Genomic DNA, 15,815 nt, shown 5'->3' on the forward strand with positions numbered 1-15,815 from the left:
CCCCAAACTGCTATTCATGCTCACGCACGGCAACGGGGCGCGGGCTTGAGCCAATCCTGGCCGTACCGTAATCTATGAGCATGTGCACCCCAGAATGGTGCACATATGATGCGTACACGTGTGCGAATCCCCTCGGACACGTTATTTCCACACGAACTGTGATATTTGTTCGTGTTTTGCGTGATCCCCGTCCCGTTGGGCGGGGATTTTGCTGTGGTGGCGAGGCCGCTTCCGTGCGGGTTGAGCGTGTAGATCGCGCTCTCGGATTCGATGGTCCAGGCGTAGTGGTCACACACGATGATCATGTTGTTGGTGCGCAGGCAGGCAGTGAGCTTTTCCGAGTCGGGGCTGCGCAGCGCGGGATGGTGAGGGTGTAGTCCGCGGTCGTGTCGGATGCGGTCCAGCAGGTGGTCTTCCCGGATGTAGAGGATCTTCGGCTGCGGTGAGGTCTTGGTGCGGGTGCTCGTGTAGCCGTGCCGGCAGCGGTAGCCGGGACGGCCGTGGACCCAGTGGGAGTCCATGATGCGGCCGCAGACGCCGCAGCACACGAGGCCGGCCAGGAGGTAATGGCGAGGAGCGCCATCGGTTGGCGTCGGCGCGGTATGGATCGCCTGAGTCGCGACGACCTGCTCCTCGGTGACCAGCGGCGGGTGAGCGATCTGGCGGGAGATGACCCACTGCGGGGCGGCGTTCCAGCGCTGGACCTCGCGGTGCCCTGCGACGGTCCCGTCGGGCGTGAGGTTGTCGTGGTCGGTGCGTTGCCGGTTCCACACCTGGCGGCCCGTGTAGCGGGGATTGGCCAGGATCGCCGCGACGGTGGTCAGCATCCAGCGTTGGCCGCTGCGGTGCGGGTTACGTGCCGGGTCGGCGCCGGACGGGCAGGGAACGCCGGTGTCGTTGAGGGCGCGGGCGATGCTGGCCACGCTGCGCCCGGCGAGCCGCTGCTCGAAGATCCACCGGACGTGGGGTGCGGTGGCAGGGTCGGGTTCCAGGCGATGCAGACGGCGTCCCCAGGCGGCGTGAGCGCGGTTCGGATCAGGGCCGGAGCCGTAGGGTGGCCGTCCGCCGAGATGTCGACCCTGCAACTCTGCCTGAGCGCGCATGGCCGCAGTGGTGCGATGCCGGGCTCGGGACACCTCCCGCTGGGAGTGCACGCCCAGCAGGTCCAGCAGCGCCAACTGCCGCGGGTTGTCGAAGTCCACCGGACCGTAGGTCTCCGGCAGCCACAGCTGCACGCCATGCCTGAGCAAGGTGGGAGTCAACTGTTCAAGCTGCTGGCCGTGGACGGCACGTTCGTACTCGCCGACGACGATCGCGTCGAACCCGCGCGCCGGGTCCGTCACGGCAGCGAGCAGCCGTGCCGCCTGCGGCCGGTCCGTCCAAGCGACCTGGCGAGAGACACCCTCGTCGAAGAACTCGACCACGATCCGAGCATGACCGGCGACCAAATCCTCGGCGTAGTCGCGCTGCCACCGACACGACGACGCCCGGTCTTGAAAGTCGACTGTGGACATCCGATTATAGAAGGCGAAACGGATGCCCGGTGGAGGTGATGTTGTCGGGCGTCGCGCCCGATCGCGGCCTCGCTGGTTTGGCTGCCGTATGCACCAGCCGAGCAGGTCGGGGACGTCGAGTTCCGGCGCGTACTGCATCAGGACCTCCCCACACGGTGTTACAGCCATCTGTCTCGGCATAGATGACTAACGATGCTGTGGTTCGTGGGACTCGGCCACTCGCAACATCTGTGGCTCAACCGGGCGGGGCAGGCCCGGCTGGTCACCTGGTCTGCAGCTGTGCGGTGACCGTGTCAACGAGTTTCGGCGCGCCGCCAGCAGTGCCTGGCTGGCGGCAGCGGGAAAGCCGCCCGGCAGCTTGGCTTCGACTGGCTGGTACGACGGTGAAGACGGAAACGGCTGGTTTACGTCGTGGGCCAGCCGGTACTCTGCGCCGGCCAGGAAGGAGTGCCGGGGTGGCCGAGACGATGACCCTGTGGCGGCCGACCGGCCCCGAGGAGCTCGACCTCGTGCGCGCTTCCGGTTGGAAGGCGTGGCCGCCGCGGCTGCCCGACCAGCCGATCTTCTACCCGGTCCTGAACGAGCAGTACGCGATCATGATCGCCCGGGACTGGAACGTGCCCGCCTCCGGCGTCGGTTATGTCACCCGGTTCGCGGTCGACCGCGTGTTCGCCTCCCGTTACCCGGTCCGGCAGGTCGGCGGCCGCGACGTCCTTGAGCTGTGGGTGCCCGCTGAGGAGCTCGACGAGTTCAATCAGCACATCGTCGGGCTGATCGAGGTCGTCCACGAGTTTCGGCCCGACAGTGGGCCGACGGGGTGACCGGCGTTGGACGCGTCTGAGCGGCTCGCGAGGGCTCAGCATCTACTGGCCGGACTGCCAGGACCCTACGGCAACGAGCATTTGTGGACCTGGATCGGGTTCGCCGGTGGCGTGGACCCTCTCGCGGGCGTGTTCGCGTTCCTAGCCGATTGTGGTGTCATCGACTCGGCCAGTTCGTTCGGTGGTCCGCCGCAGGCGCCTCAGGATGCGGAGGCGCTGGCGGTGTGCCTGGCGGAGGTGGATCAGGACGCGGCGCTCGCCGTCCTGGTAGGGATGACGTCGCGGACGCTGGCCTACGGCGTGCGGGGCCGCTACCCGGCCGATAAGGCCCAGGATGTGTTCGGGAAGCTGATCACGTTGCTCGGGCATGGGACCCGCTGGTGGACGAACACCGATCTGGGCTCGTGGAGCCCGGCCACCAGGCATACCATGGACGCCCTTGTCGTCGGCACCGGCGGCGGGATTCTCGTAGCCGTGCTGGCTGTTGACGAAGACTGACTCGACGAGACGAGAAGCCGGGATGGGCGGGCGGGCTGCTGGGCGTCGGCTTCTCAGCAGATGCGGCAAGCAGCTCGGACTTCCTCACGGTCGTCTCGCACGACGGGCGCGGCTTGTTCGATCCGTCCACGGGCGCGAAGTTCGCCCACGATCGGAATCCTGATCCGGACCCCAAGTCCGCCCTCCCAGGCGCCAAGAGGGCCCTGGCCACGAAGACCCGCGTCCTCAGGCGAACTCGCGCGCGGTGGATTCCAGCCTCTCGCGGTAGGCGGCCCACCATGCCTCGTCGCCCTCGACCATGTTGTCGCCGGGCCGCCGCCAGCCGACCTGGCCGTCGATCAGTTCGCGCACGATGTCGGCGTGCCCGGCGTGCCGGTTCAGCTCGGCGAGCACGTGCACGAGGATGAGGTGCAGCGTCACCGGCGTGTGTTGCCACCACCGCACCGAGCCGGGCGCGTCGATCGCAAGCGCCTCGATCGTGGCGTCCGCGTGTGCCCAGACTCGGTGCCACAGGCCGATGATGTCGTCGCGGGACTCGTCGGCTGCGGCCCACATGTCCGTGTTCGGCTCGGCGTCTTCGTCCAGGCCCGCGGCGGGTTCGGGAAATGGGCGGTCGAACACCTCGCCGAAATATCCGGCGGTCACCGAGGCCACGTGCTTGACCAGCCCGAGCAGGTTCGTCCCGGTCGGCACGAGCGGGCGCCGTACGTCGTACTCCGACAGCCCGTCGAGCTTCCCGAGCAGCGCCTCGCGCGCCTCCCGCAGGTACCGATGGAGATTCGCCTTGGCGTCGAGGTCTGTCATGCCGCCCAGGGTCTCATCGCCGCGCCCGCCGCGACGCCCTGTACGCCCGCGCTCCGAACCGCGGCCCTGCGGCGGCTGCTGTGCCTTTGCCGGGAAGGTGGAGGCACTCCGACCGAGCATCTGTCAATCAACGACCTGGTGAAGTCCGACAAAAGCCACGTCATGCTGCGCGGGAATCGCGTGTCCCGGCCTGATGGCCGTGCCATAGACTCCGCCGGTGCTTGAGATGTCGGGGGACTTCGAGATCCACATTACGGCTCACGCTCATCACGTCGAGAAGCTGTCGGCGTTCGCCACCCAACATGGCGCGAAGTTCGTCCACATCGTTCTCGATCGTGGCGCGTACGTCTCTCAACCGATGCTCACCCTGACCGGGCGGGGCACCCTGACCGAACAGCACGCCGCGGTGCAGCGTTGGCAACGCGAACTGCGCGAGGCAGGGATATACCCGTGCCGTTCGAAGATCGAGGCGGCGCCGTGGTGCGTCGGGGTACCACAGTCGGATGAGCAGGCGGCGGTCGAGCCGGGTGGCCGGTACTTCGAGCATCACGTCAAACTGCTGCTATCCAGTACGGCGGTGGCGGATCTAATGGCTCTCACCGACCTGGTCGCGCCGCACGGGGCGCGGCTGTCACGCAACGCCCGCCGTGAGTTCGCGGACGGCGCGCAGGAACGGTTTGTCACCCAGCGCTGCCACGGTGTGGGGCTTGCTGCGGCCCGGCAGCGGCTGGACGAGCTGGTCGAGGCCCTCCGGGCCGCGGGCCACGAGCCCGCGACGGTGGAGCAGGAGTACGTCGTCTCCGACAGCGACCTCCACCACGACCAGGGCTGGCTGGACTCGCCCACACCCGGCGCGAGCGGTTGGGCGCTGGAGCGCGAGAACAGCATGAGGTCCGCGCCGGCCGGCTCCCCGCATTACCCGCCGACCTACCAGCCGCTACCCGCCAGCCCGACCGTCCGACAGAGGGCTGCTTTCGACCCCGCCCTCAAGCAGTACCCGAACGCCTACCGCGCCGGCGAGCCCGACTTCCTCGTGGCCGCCACCGGCCAGCTGTGGACCGACGCCCGACGCGTCGCCATGAATCACGTCTTGGCGGCCATCGCCGCAACCACCTGGGGCCAGCATCTGGTCCTGCGCGGCAGCGTCACCATGGCGGCCTGGGTCGGCGACGCCGCCCGCGAGCCGGGCGACCTCGACTTCGTCGTCACCCCGCACACCATCACCAGCGACAGCGCCGACGCCCGCACGCTGCTCGATGACATCAAGACCGCCGTCCAAACCGCACCCGGCGCCGGCCTGCAACCAGACCGGATCACCGAGTCCGCCATCTGGACGTATGAACGCGCCGACGGACGCCGACTCGTCATTCCGTTCAGCACACCAGAGGCACCGGATGGCCACGTACAGATCGATGTTGTCTTCGGTGAAGAGCTCCCGGTCCCACCAGAGTTGCTGGTACTGCCCGACGTCAACGAGCCGTTACTGGCCGCGCCCGCCTCGCTGGCGCTGGCGTGGAAGCTGCTGTGGCTGGCCACCGACATGTACCCGCAAGGCAAAGACCTCTACGACGCCGTCCTGCTCGCCGAACACACCACCGTCGACCAAGCCCTCGTCCGGCAGCTCATGCGACCCGAACTCGGCGCCGAAGCCGATACCTTCACGGCCGAAACCGTCTTGTCCTGGCAGGTCGACTGGACCAACTTCACCGACGAGTGCCCCGGCATCACGGGCACCGCCGAGCAATGGACCAGGCGGCTGGCGCTGGCCCTCGATCACGCCTGGACCTGACTTCAGCGACAATCGCCGTGGACGGCGTACCTTGTTCCGGTGCCTGCACTGTCGCGTGCATGTGGCCTCCTGGGACATCGGATGATCGGCGGCGGCAGTGACACAGCAGCAGCGTCGGGAGCGTCGGGCCGGTGCTGAAGGAGCTGGTAACGGTGGGGGCGTACATCCGGCGCTGGCGCGAGGACGTCACCGCGCGCCTGGACCGGCTGCTGCCGGGATCCGAAGTCCGGTTTGGTTACCCGCCTGGCCGGCACACGATCGGTGGCCCGGGGGAGGAGGAACTCGCCTCTCTGGCGGGCACGCGTCTGCCGGGTGATCTGCTCGTGTGGTATCGGCAGGTGCGCGAGGTGAGCCTGCCGGACATTGGCAACGGCTACTTCATCCACGACCCCGGCCTGGTCGCTCGCCTGGAGGTGACGTCTCTCCAGGGGCGGTTCACGCGGACGTGGTCGTGTTCGCCAGTGATGGCGGCGGCACCCTGTTCGCGGTGGACGCGGTGACCGGCTCGCCGGTGTCTACCGCAGCGATGACCCACGATTCGACGTGGTGGCAGGGAACCTGACCGGCTTTCTCGACCGGCTACGCTACGCGGTCGAGGTGTTCGCCACAACGGGCGTAGCCGGCGTGAGCCGGTTCCGGCTCACGCCGTCGGCGTACCGCCACATCTGGTGAGATGTCCAGTTCAGGATCCCGCCGGTCTCGCGGGTGCTGCGATAGGCGCCGTGGTCGGGCTGGAGTGGCCAACCACGGCTGCGGAGGTGTGCGACGAGCCGCGTAATGGTCGTTGTCCGGTCGGCATTATCGGCGGCTGTCACCAGGAACTCGGCTGTGCAGTTGCCGCTGCTGCCGCCATCGGCGCAGGTGTCGGCCGACACCAGGCGCAGCGATGTCGGCAGTGGGAGGACCTCGTCATCACGGGCAGGGAACCGCAGCCTGCCGTCGCCGTCGCCGTCGGACCCGACGACGCCGAGCCCGCAGCCGCACACCAGGACCACGGTTGCCAACGTCGCCACAGAGGCGGCCCACCGAACTTTGCCCGCCGCCAGGTTCCACCCGGCTCGGTAAGGGACGAGAAGGGGTCAACGCTCCCTTCGATGACCAACGCGGCCAGGCACACGACGCCGACCAGCAACCACACCGCGAACCAGTCGAGCCACGGTGCGGCTATCAGGCTGCGGGGCCACTGCGAGACGGCGAACACGGCAGCCAGCACTGCGATGAAGACGACGCCGATAGCCACGCCGACGGCACGGCCGCTACTGGTGCCCCACGCCCAGACATCGACCACGACCAGGCAGTGAGCGTGTTCGGGATCACCAGGGGCGGCGCCAGGTGGGGTCGCGGCGCCCGAGAAGGCGGTACCGGCGTGGAACGCGGTGAGTGCGGTGGCGACCGCGTGGGCACAGAAGTCGTCGCCGACGGTTCCGCAGTCGTAGTCGGTGGTGAAGAGGCCGTCGACGATTCCGATCCAGGGTTGGAAGACGCCGTCGTGGCTGTGGACGACGGCTTGGACGCCGCCGCCGCCGGCCGGTTCGAGTTCGCCGACGCTGCCGTTACTCAGCAGCCGTGCCGCGGCCTCGGCCACCGTGGTGGGGACGGATTCCCGGAACGCGTTGATGTCGATGCGGACTGCCCCGGGCGGGCACTTTACCGGCCCGGGTGGAGACGGGCGGTATCGAGCTTGGCCAGGAACGCCGGCCGGCGCCGGTGCTGTCCACGCAACTCATCCAGGTATTTGGCGAACTGGTCGGTTTCGCCGGCGGCCGCGTACGCGTCACGCAGATGGCGCAGCAGCGTGATGGCTGTGTCGTAGCGGCGCTTGTCATGCGAGTTCAGCAGGTGGGCGTTGACGAGTGCCCGGTAGGGTTCGCGCACGTCGGCTGGATGGCCTTGTTGCCGGCGGTGCAGGAGTTCGATGCGTTGCCGGGCGGGCAGTTCGTCCAGGCGTGCGAGCCCGGTGTGCCAGGCCTCGTCATCACGGCCGGTGTGGTGCAGCGCGTCGATCAGGTGAGGCAGGTAGCCGGGTTGCTGGGCGACGCGGTCGCGTACCACGGTCAGCGCCCACTCGGTGTGGGTTTCGTCGCGGTCGGTCTCGGCCACCGTCGCCAGCAGTGACCGAAGGTTGTCGATGGTCGGCTGCTTGTCGAACGCAGCCCGACGCTCGGCCACCGCGGCCCGCGGATCGCCGGTCTCGATCAGCAGCCCCACCGGCAGGTCGCGCAGCCGCGCGGATTGGTGGCCCATGGAGTGTTCGGTGAGTCCGCGTCGAGCCCAGCCGATTGCGTCGGCGGGCCGTCCCGCCTCGACCAGCACCCGTACGACGCGCTCGTACTGGTCGGCGCTGACCAGGTGCTCCGCCAGCACGGCCACGTACCGGTCCACGTCGCCGGAGACCTCGGCGAGCTGCTCGCGTAGGTGCCGTACCGTCCACCGCTGGTGCCAGTTGTCCGGATCCGCCACCGCGGCACGCTGCTCGACCAGCCGGGTCACCTCGGCCAGGCCTTTCGTCCCGAGAGCCGGCGCCCACTCGCGCAGGATCACGTCCGGCCAGCCGGGACCGTCGCAGACGAGCCGGACCAGCCACGCGGCCAGGCCAGCGGGTCGTGGCGGTGTGGCCCGGCACGCCCGGGCGTAGAGCTCCATCAGATAGGCGAGGTCGTTGCCGAGGACCCGGAGGAGCTGTCCATGTACATCAAGGCGGTCGTCATCCGATCGACTGCCTTGCGCAGCACCGGCACCGCGACCGCCGCCTCACTCGCGTCGATCAGCCGGGCGCAGCGGTCTGCGACCTCACGCGTCGCCTGTGAGTAGGCCTGCCGGCCCGCGTACGGGTCACGACGGCGATCCCGCCGCAACCGGTCCACCAGCACAGTCAGCCCATTCTCGTTCCCTGCGCTCACCGGTACATCACACCAGAACGCCCGCGACGACCCAGGCGGCTACGTGGTGTTCCGCGAACCTGATGCGGGCCACTGCCTGGTGCGGGCGGGTAGCCATCATGCCCCTTGCTTTGTGCGCTAGGCCGGGTAGGCGGTGAGTTCGTCGCGCCACTGTGCGAAGCGTTTGCGCATTTCATCGATATGGGCGGGGTGGGCACCGTAGGCGGCGAAACGTCGGTCCGGGTAGCGCTCCAGCATGCCGAACAGGTCCGCCAGGACGCGCCGGTCGAACCCCGCGTCGGATTGTTCGGCCAGCTCGCACAGCCGCGTCCGGGTGTAGCGACCAGTCATGAGGGCCGCGTCGATGTCCAGAAAGTCTCGGGGCTCGGCGCGCGTGTACAGGGCGGACATCTTGCCCGCGACGACGTCGTCGGCGTGCAGCACCGGCCCGACGTCCATCATCACCGGCGGCAACGCACGCCAGTTGGCCGCCAGCTCGACCTTGTACGGATGGGCAGGTTGAGCGGGATCGGTGACCGCGAGCCGGGCGAAGGTGTCGAACTGCTGCGTCACCTCGACGGAATACCCACCGTCGCGGTAGCCATCGACTACGGCGTCCACCGCTGCGGCGAACTCGCCGCGTCGCTCCCACGCCGTGAACAGGTCGATGTCCTCGCTCGGGCGGTCGAGGATGCCGTGGGCCTGCACGGCGTAGCCGCCGGCCAACGCGAATCCGTAGCGGGCAGCGACCCGCAGTCCGATCTCCGCCAAGCGGAGGTGAACCTGATCCACCCTTACCCGGCCAGCGTCTGCGGCGGCGTGGTCAGCTCGGGAAAGCGTGCCTGCCACAACGCCCGCAGCCGGGCCGGGAGCCACAAGCTGGGCCACAAACGGCGCAAAGTCGGGCCGTGCAACCACCGGCGCAAGTCGTCGACCGAATTGGCCTGGTTCAGCACCGTCTGGTACATCAGCTGCAGATCACCGGCGTCGTCCAAGTCGTAGGCGCTGTCGCCGGACCAGTCCAGCCACCGATCGAGCGTCACCACACCGCGAACCGGACCGCGCAGGTCGGAAAGGGTGGCGGCGACCACGAAGTGCCGCTGGTCCACATACCGTGAACCAGGCGGTGCGCCATTGCCGCTGGCCATGTCTCTACCTCCCGCCCAGATCGTACGTCTGAGCGGCGTCGCCGGCTGGCACGACATCGACCTGCCGGCCATCTGATCTCCTGGGATCGGCCTGCGGCCTGATGATCATCGCTGGGAAGGACGAGCACACGCGTGTCGATCCGCACTACAGGCGGGTCAGGGTGCCGCCGACCCGCGGGGTTCAAAGTTCTCGCGCCGGACGTCGGTCGACCATGTCGGGCCGCGGTCCGCTTGTGCCCGAGCCGACGGGACGGACGGAACGGGTGGCGCTGGGCAGTGCCCACCTTGCGGGAGGATACGCTCGCGGCTGCCCGGGCCAGATGTCGTGGAGGTGACCTTGGCGCGGCTGCTGCTGACCGAGGACGAGGAGTCCGTGCGCGTGGCGGTGGGTACACGGTTGTTCGTCCGGGCACGGGCCCACCTCAATTGCGGTGAGCTGGTCGATGTGCAGTGGGATCCGCAGGCCGGGCACGCTCGTGCCCGGCTCCGCGGCGACCTGTCCGGCACGGTGACCGCCGTCGCGTCCACCGATCCGAGTGGCGACATCACGGCGGTGCAGGGATCGTGTAGCTGCGGTGACGATCCGGGCTGCGCCCATCCGGCCGCGTTGATCCTCGCCGTCGTGTCGGCCCGAGGTGTGTCCCGCCCGCGGGCCGTGGCGGCACCGCCGGCGTGGGAGACCGCGCTGTCCCCGCTGGTCGGTACGGCGCCCGAGCCTTCCGCCGCTTCGGAGCCGGCCCGGGCCGGCGTCGGGTTGCAGTTCGATCTTGCGGCTGCCGGGCAGGCCGGCGCGGAATCGTCGTGGCGGATCGCCTTGCGCCCTGTGGTGCCAGGTCGCAGCGGGTGGGTGCGGTCGGGGATCTCCTGGTCGAATCTCAGTTACGCCTGTTATGGGCAGCCGAGGCGGGTGCAGCGGCACTGGCAGCTCCTCAAGGAGATCCTGGCGCTGTCCACGGCGGCCGAGGACCGGCACTACTACAGCGGCTACCAGCAGACGGTCTACCTCGACGCGTTCGCGAGCCGGCGGATCTGGGACCTGCTCCGCGAGGCTCAGGAGACCGGGTTGCCGATGGTGCAGGCCGGAAAGGCGGCCAGGCGGGTCGTCGTGTGCCGGGAACCGGCGCGGGTGTCAATACGGGTCGGCCGGACCAGTGACGGCCTGCTACTCGTACCAACCTTGCTGGCCGACGGCATGCTGGTTGCCCCGGATTCGTCCCTGCTGGTGGGCCAGCCGGTCCACGGCGTCGCCTGGTGGGGCGTGCGGGGCCAGGATGCCCCGCGGCCAAGGGACAGGGTGCTGCGGCTCGCGCCGCTGGAGCGGCCGCTGGAGCCGGGCATCGTCGGCATGCTGGCAAAGCCGGCGATCCAGGTTCCCGCTGACGACGAGGCACGGTTCTTCGAGCAGTACTATCCGAGCCTGTTGCGGCAGGCGGAAATGGTAGCGGTGGATCCGTCGGTGCGGTTGCCCGATCTCGGGGCGGCTGCGTTGACGTTGACGGTGAACCGCATGGCCGGGCATCGGCTCTCGCTGCGATGGGAGTGGGTGCTGCCGGTCGGTGACGGCCATCATCGGGAGCCGCTGTGGGCGCCTGCACCCGTCGTCCACGCCGCCGACCGGGAGAGGGTGGTGCGGCGGGTGACCGAATTGGTCGCCGACCCGGCGCTGGGCCTGCTGGAGTCAACGCCTGCGGGGCCTCGGCTGGCGGCCGCCGCGGACGTGGCCGGCGACGCGATGATCCGGTTCCTGAAGGACGTCCTGCCCCGGTTGACCGATATCGACGGCGTCGACGTCGTCACGCAGTTCGACGACGCGGGCCCCGCGTACCAGGAGACGCTGCAGGCCCCGGTCTTCACGTTCGCCGGCGCAGACACCAGCGGGCAGCCGGACTGGTTTGACCTGTCGGTACAGGTGACGGTCGGCGGTGAGCAGGTGCCGTTCGACGAGCTTTTCGTCGCGCTCGCCGCGGATCAGCAGTACCTCATTTTGCCCAGCGGCACGTACTTCAGCCTCGACCGTGCCGAGTTCCGCCAGCTGCGCGACCTGATCGCCGAGTCCCGCGCGTTGGACGACCCGCCGCCCGGGGTGCTGCGGGTTGGGCGCTTCCAGGCCGGGCTGTGGCAGGAGTTGGCCGAGCTCGGCGAGGTTACCGGCCAGGCCGCTGCCTGGCAGGAGGCGGTGCGCTCACTGTCCGGCGCGGGCAGCCGCGTCGAGCATCGGACCCCATCGGGGCTGAAGGCCACGCTACGGCCGTACCAGCAGGACGGGTTCCGGTGGCTGGCCGCCCTGCACGAGCACCGACTCGGCGGGGTCCTTGCCGACGACATGGGCCTGGGTAAGACCCTGCAGGCATTGGCCCTGATCTGCCACGTCCGGGAGACCGGCGGTCCGCGGGCGCCGTTCCTGGTCGTCGCCCCCGCCAGCGTCGTGCACAACTGGGCGAGCGAAGCGAGGCGGTTCACACCGGACCTCGTGGTCGCCACCATCACCCAGACCCGCGCGCGTCGCAACGCGACGCTCGCCGACGCGGTCCGCGGTGCGGATCTGGTGGCCACCTCCTATACCCTGTTCCGACTCGAGTTCGAAGACTACGAGGCCCTCGACTGGGCCGGGCTGATCCTCGACGAGGCACAGTTCGTCAAGAACCCCCACTCGCAGGGATACCGCTGCGCAAAGCAACTCCCGGTATCGTTCAAGCTCGCCATCACTGGCACGCCGATGGAGAACAACCTCCTCGAACTGTGGTCGCTGGTGTCCATCACCGCGCCTGGCCTGTTCCCCCGCGCGGACCGGTTCACTGACTACTACCGCAATCCGATTGAGAAGGCCCACGACGCGGAACGGCTTGCCCAGCTACGACGGCGGATCCGGCCGCTGATGCTGCGCCGCCGCAAAGCCGACGTGGCCGCCGACCTGCCGGACAAGCAGGAACAGGTCATCGAGCTGGACCTCAACCCGAAACAGCGCAAGGTGTACCAGACCTACCTTCAGCGGGAGCGGCAGAAGGTGCTCGGCTTGCTCGGCGACCTGCAGCAGCACCGGTTCGAGATCTTCCGGTCACTGACCCTGCTGCGGCAGGCCAGTCTCGACGTCGCCCTGGTCGACCCGAAACACCGTGCTGTGTCGTCAACGAAACTGGACGTGCTGGCCGAGCAAGTCAGCGATCTCGTCGCGGAAGGCCACCGGACTCTGGTGTACAGCCAGTTCACCCGGTTCCTGGGCGCTGCCCGGGAGCGGTTGGAAGCAGCTGGCATCCGCTGCTGCTACCTCGACGGGTCCACCCGCGACCGGGCGACGGTGCTCGCCGAGTTTAAGAACGGTACGGCGCCGGTGTTCCTGATCAGCCTCAAGGCCGGCGGTTTCGGGCTGAACCTGACCGAGGCCGACTACTGCATCCTGCTCGACCCGTGGTGGAACCCCGCCACTGAGGCGCAGGCTGTGGACCGCGTGCACCGTCTCGGGCAGATCCGCAACGTGATGGTGTACCGGTTGGTCGCCAAGGACACGATCGAGGAGAAAGTGATGGCGCTGAAGGCCCGAAAGGCCGAACTGTTCGGTAGCGTCCTCGACGGCGGTGATTTCGCGTCCGCGCAGCTGACCGCCACCGACATCCGAGACCTGCTCGAGTAGCGCACCTCGCGGCAGCCCTCACGCCGCTCCCGGCGGGCCGACCGGGGTGAGGGCCGCAGCGAGCAGCGATGATGACCAACCCGGCCAGCGGCTGCTTCTCCACAGTGCCCGTTGACTGCTATAGGATTACGGCATGAGCACCCATGCTGAGCATGGGTGCCGCGAATTTGTGTACGAATCCCCCCTCGGACACGAACCGAATCCCAACGGTGCGCGGCAAGGTCAACACTTGCCCGCACTGTTTGTGTTTCCGGGTCGTACGACGGGTGCAGCCCGAGGCTGCGGTAGACCTCCAGCTTGTGTTCCGGCTCGGCGTCGCGCAGGGCGTCCACGAGGTCTCCGAGTTCCTCGACAACGGTGATAATGATCCTCGCTGAGGCGAGCGGGTGTGCGGGATTCTTCTTCGGCCGGCGCTTGGTGGCGTTGTGCGGCGCGTTGCCGTTCTGCCTGGGTTTCGGCGATCCAGCCGGCGACCACGGTGGGGTCAGCGCCGGCGTCGAGTGCCGCGCGGTAGCGAGAGAGCTTTGCGTCGCATTCGGATATGGTGGGTCCTTCCGGTGCGACTGCGGCCGCGGCTGACATGTCGGTGTGGGCTTGGTCGAGGAACGTGGCGATGGTGTGCTGGCGGTAGATTGGCCCGAAGCCCTGGACCAGCCAGGTATCCAAGGGTTGTATCAGTACGTCTTCGCGCATGATCACGTTGCGGGGGTGGTCGACCTTGTTGGCCAGGGCACTCCTGCGGAAAGCGGCAGCGGTAGTAGGCGACGCCGTGGGAGTGCTGGCCCTGCATCTTCCGGCCGCAGATGCCGCAGTGAACCAGGCTCTTGAAGATGTAGGGGTGGCGGGATCGGTGGGTCCGCTTCGGCGAGGTGGCGGTACGGGCGCGCCGGTACGCGGATACCGGCCAGCACTGCGGCGAACTGCGGGCTATCGCCGCGGTGCCCGGCGGTCAGCAGCATCGACAGCGGCTTGCCGCCCTGCTCGCACGCCAGGTGCAGCTTCTGGTCCACCCGGGAACGCCCGAGGGCATGGTCGGCCAGCTCCGTCACCACCGCGCCCGGCGCCTCGGCCTGCTGCTGCGGGCACCGAAGTGCGCCAGCCGCGTGCTGGTGGGCCCGAGCGATGGTGGAGTCGACGCTGACATCCCAGGTGATCAACCCAGCGGCGTCGGCGCGGGCCTGCAATCCGGTCACAATCTGCTGCCAGACCCCGGCCCGCTGCCAGCGCCGGAACAGCGCGTACACGGCTTGCCAGGAGCCGTAACACGCTGGCACATCCCGCCACGGCGCACCGACGCGAACCCGCCATCGGATGCCGTCGATGAGCTGCCGCTTGTTCCACTGCGATGGCCGACCTGGCCCATTACCTGCAGGCAGCAGCGGCGCCAGCACCGCCCACTGCACGTCGGTCAGGTCGTGCCGCCTCGTCACCGCTATGGTGGCCACGAGGTCCCCGGTATTCAGGTTCTTCTTGGTCGAAAAACCCTCTACCGGAGACCTCGCCGTCTATGGGCCACCGACACGCCACACCCGACTTCGAGACACTGCCTGGACCGCTACCAGGTCCGCCGTTCCGACGCCTGGTACCGCCACATAACCCTCGTTCTGGGTCAGGATGGGTGCCAGACCGCCCTCTCATGTGGAACCTGCAGCCGAAAATCGCTAGAGAGGCTCGCCGCAACTCAAGCAAGTGTCCTCGCCGTCCTCGTACATCATTCCGCAGCAGTACGACGGCCCGCCGCTGACCTCGAAGCAGGCTTCGTGCCAGTCCTCCCCATTGGAGTCGATGTGACTGCCGTCGTCCTCGATCGGCTCCTGGCAGCCATCGCAGGTGAGCGTTGTCATGTTCTCGCTCCTCCCCTCACACCGGCTCCGCAGCTTTCCAGCCCCAACAATCCGGGTAGGTGAACGGCGAGCAATAGTCGCTGTCGTGGCGCTCGGAGTAGTCTTTCATGTTGGCTGTGGGCCTGCGGCAGTTGGGACAAGACGGGTGCTCGCCCGGGCAGGTGCGACTGTTGTGCCCGCCGAGTCCACATATTGTGCATGCCACGCAGGCGATCTTAGCTCCCGGGCCACAGGCTCGGCGAACGCAAGACCCGAATCACCTACGGCAGCCCGCACCTTGGTCGCCTCTATCGGTCGACGCCGGGTTCGCTCCAGTCAAGCCGACACCATCTAAACCGAAGTCGCGTTATCGGACGGAAAACGCGCCTCTTGCGTGCGATCTGCAGCCGCGCATCACGGATGGACCTTGACCAAGGTTCGTCTCTCATGCCAACGAGTGACTATTCGGCTGCGGGGATCGGTTCAGGCCGTAACTCCTCGGCTGTGACATGCTGGCCGACTGGCCGGTCGATCCATCGTTCACCATGGCCGGGCCGCCGGTATGTCGGCTTGTCGTCCTGCGATGTCCACAAGACAATGTCGATCAACTGAAGGTCTGGCAGGTCGTGGATCGGGAACGGTTGGTTTCACCGCATCCCGCAGGGCCGCTAACTCGGCGCGGTGGATGCGAATCCAGATCGCCAAGGTCCGAACGGCCTTGACGATGCGCTCGCGGCGGTCCAGGCCCTGCTGGCGCGCCTTGTCCGAGAAACCCTCACGGTTGAAGCCGAACACCTCCGCAACGTGTCCGTCTAACTTGATCTTTAACGTGTGGCAGGTTCATGCGTACCCCGGCTGATCATGCAGACAGCCCCTGGTCGATCATCTTCTTGTCTAGGGAAGAAGATCAA

General features: G+C 68.1%; 17 protein-coding genes. 6 read left to right on the forward strand and 11 right to left on the reverse strand.

Annotated features, from left to right (window positions below):
- Window positions 1–20 precede the first annotated feature (20 nt).
- Window positions 21–1,652: a recombinase family protein gene (locus AB0G13_RS20425; RefSeq protein ID WP_357876367.1), complete on the reverse strand. Its 1,632-nt coding sequence runs from the start codon at window positions 1,650–1,652 to the stop codon at window positions 21–23.
- A 317-nt stretch (window positions 1,653–1,969) separates the two neighbouring features.
- Between AB0G13_RS20425 and AB0G13_RS20430 the strand changes: the two genes are divergently transcribed.
- Both AB0G13_RS20430 and AB0G13_RS20435 read left to right on the forward strand, forming a co-directional pair.
- Window positions 1,970–2,335 (forward strand): ADP-ribosylation/crystallin J1, encoded by a 366-nt coding sequence (locus AB0G13_RS20430; RefSeq protein ID WP_357876369.1) that lies wholly within the window; start codon window positions 1,970–1,972, stop codon window positions 2,333–2,335.
- 6 nt (window positions 2,336–2,341) lie between these two features.
- Window positions 2,342–2,833, forward strand: coding sequence for a hypothetical protein (locus AB0G13_RS20435; protein WP_357876371.1), 492 nt, complete (start codon window positions 2,342–2,344; stop codon window positions 2,831–2,833).
- Between the two features lie 225 nt (window positions 2,834–3,058).
- Here AB0G13_RS20435 and AB0G13_RS20440 read toward each other — a convergent pair whose 3' ends face one another.
- Window positions 3,059–3,637, reverse strand: coding sequence for a DinB family protein (locus AB0G13_RS20440; protein ID WP_357876373.1), 579 nt, complete (start codon window positions 3,635–3,637; stop codon window positions 3,059–3,061).
- A 226-nt stretch (window positions 3,638–3,863) separates the two neighbouring features.
- Here AB0G13_RS20440 and AB0G13_RS20445 point away from each other — a divergent pair, with 226 nt between their 5' ends.
- From AB0G13_RS20445 to AB0G13_RS20455, 3 genes are all read left to right on the forward strand, one after another.
- The gene (locus AB0G13_RS20445) at window positions 3,864–5,426 is read left to right on the forward strand and encodes a nucleotidyl transferase AbiEii/AbiGii toxin family protein (protein ID WP_357876399.1); all 1,563 of its coding nucleotides are present in this window, start codon (window positions 3,864–3,866) and stop codon (window positions 5,424–5,426) included.
- Between the two features lie 131 nt (window positions 5,427–5,557).
- Window positions 5,558–5,926 carry a hypothetical protein gene (locus tag AB0G13_RS20450; protein WP_357876375.1) on the forward strand — a complete coding sequence of 123 codons (369 nt, stop codon included), beginning with the start codon at window positions 5,558–5,560 and terminating at the stop codon, window positions 5,924–5,926.
- Window positions 5,927–5,972: 46 nt separating this feature from the next.
- Entirely contained in the window at window positions 5,973–6,098 is a 126-nt protein-coding gene (locus tag AB0G13_RS20455; RefSeq protein WP_357876377.1) for a hypothetical protein, read from the forward strand.
- 139 nt (window positions 6,099–6,237) lie between these two features.
- Here AB0G13_RS20455 and AB0G13_RS20460 read toward each other — a convergent pair whose 3' ends face one another.
- From AB0G13_RS20460 to AB0G13_RS20480, 5 genes are all read right to left on the reverse strand, one after another.
- The gene (locus AB0G13_RS20460) at window positions 6,238–7,011 is read right to left on the reverse strand and encodes a hypothetical protein (protein WP_357876379.1); all 774 of its coding nucleotides are present in this window, start codon (window positions 7,009–7,011) and stop codon (window positions 6,238–6,240) included.
- 62 nt (window positions 7,012–7,073) lie between these two features.
- On the reverse strand, window positions 7,074–8,069 hold the full coding sequence (locus AB0G13_RS20465; RefSeq protein ID WP_357876381.1) for a DUF6880 family protein: 996 nt from the start codon (window positions 8,067–8,069) through the stop codon (window positions 7,074–7,076).
- Window positions 8,069–8,326: a hypothetical protein gene (locus AB0G13_RS20470; protein ID WP_357876383.1), complete on the reverse strand. Its 258-nt coding sequence runs from the start codon at window positions 8,324–8,326 to the stop codon at window positions 8,069–8,071. Before AB0G13_RS20470 ends, AB0G13_RS20465 begins: the two co-directional genes overlap by 1 nt.
- 117 nt (window positions 8,327–8,443) lie before the next feature.
- A complete protein-coding gene (locus tag AB0G13_RS20475) occupies window positions 8,444–9,097 on the reverse strand; it encodes a nucleotidyl transferase AbiEii/AbiGii toxin family protein (protein WP_357876385.1) in 654 nt (217 codons plus the stop codon).
- Window positions 9,098–9,099: 2 nt separating this feature from the next.
- Window positions 9,100–9,453 (reverse strand): hypothetical protein, encoded by a 354-nt coding sequence (locus AB0G13_RS20480; protein WP_357876387.1) that lies wholly within the window; start codon window positions 9,451–9,453, stop codon window positions 9,100–9,102.
- 337 nt (window positions 9,454–9,790) lie between these two features.
- On the opposite strand from AB0G13_RS20480, the gene AB0G13_RS20485 reads away from it, so the two are divergent.
- Window positions 9,791–13,081 (forward strand): DEAD/DEAH box helicase, encoded by a 3,291-nt coding sequence (locus tag AB0G13_RS20485; RefSeq protein WP_357876389.1) that lies wholly within the window; start codon window positions 9,791–9,793, stop codon window positions 13,079–13,081.
- 484 nt (window positions 13,082–13,565) lie between these two features.
- Here the strand turns inward: AB0G13_RS20485 and AB0G13_RS20490 are convergent, their stop codons facing one another.
- From AB0G13_RS20490 to AB0G13_RS20505, 4 genes are all read right to left on the reverse strand, one after another.
- Window positions 13,566–13,886 carry a hypothetical protein gene (locus AB0G13_RS20490; RefSeq protein ID WP_357876401.1) on the reverse strand — a complete coding sequence of 107 codons (321 nt, stop codon included), beginning with the start codon at window positions 13,884–13,886 and terminating at the stop codon, window positions 13,566–13,568.
- A complete protein-coding gene (locus tag AB0G13_RS20495) occupies window positions 13,777–14,526 on the reverse strand; it encodes an IS5 family transposase (protein ID WP_357876391.1) in 750 nt (249 codons plus the stop codon). The genes AB0G13_RS20490 and AB0G13_RS20495 overlap by 110 nt, the downstream gene beginning before the upstream one ends.
- 216 nt (window positions 14,527–14,742) lie before the next feature.
- Complete coding sequence (locus tag AB0G13_RS20500) at window positions 14,743–14,925, reverse strand: LIM domain-containing protein (RefSeq protein ID WP_357876393.1); 183 nt, start codon at window positions 14,923–14,925, stop codon at window positions 14,743–14,745.
- A gap of 519 nt (window positions 14,926–15,444) precedes the next feature.
- Window positions 15,445–15,699, reverse strand: a complete 255-nt coding sequence (locus AB0G13_RS20505) for a hypothetical protein (protein WP_357876395.1) — start codon at window positions 15,697–15,699, stop codon at window positions 15,445–15,447.
- Between the last annotated feature and the right edge of the window lie 116 nt (window positions 15,700–15,815).

Origin of the sequence: Micromonospora sp. NPDC023633 (genome assembly GCF_040640035.1) — a bacterium.
Taxonomy (GTDB): Bacteria; Actinomycetota; Actinomycetes; order Mycobacteriales; family Micromonosporaceae; genus Micromonospora.

Excerpts from the sequence above, each read along its gene's own strand:
- AB0G13_RS20425 (WP_357876367.1), bottom strand. The coding sequence starts at position 1,652 with ATGCAGTACGCGCCGGAACTCGACGTCCCCGACCTGCTCGGCTGGTGC.
- AB0G13_RS20440 (WP_357876373.1), bottom strand. The coding sequence starts at position 3,637 with ATGACAGACCTCGACGCCAAGGCGAATCTCCATCGGTACCTGCGGGAG.
- AB0G13_RS20445 (WP_357876399.1), top strand. The coding sequence starts at position 3,864 with ATGTCGGGGGACTTCGAGATCCACATTACGGCTCACGCTCATCACGTC.
- AB0G13_RS20465 (WP_357876381.1), bottom strand. The coding sequence starts at position 8,069 with ATGGAGCTCTACGCCCGGGCGTGCCGGGCCACACCGCCACGACCCGCT.
- AB0G13_RS20480 (WP_357876387.1), bottom strand. The coding sequence starts at position 9,453 with ATGGCCAGCGGCAATGGCGCACCGCCTGGTTCACGGTATGTGGACCAG.
- AB0G13_RS20500 (WP_357876393.1), bottom strand. The coding sequence starts at position 14,925 with ATGACAACGCTCACCTGCGATGGCTGCCAGGAGCCGATCGAGGACGAC.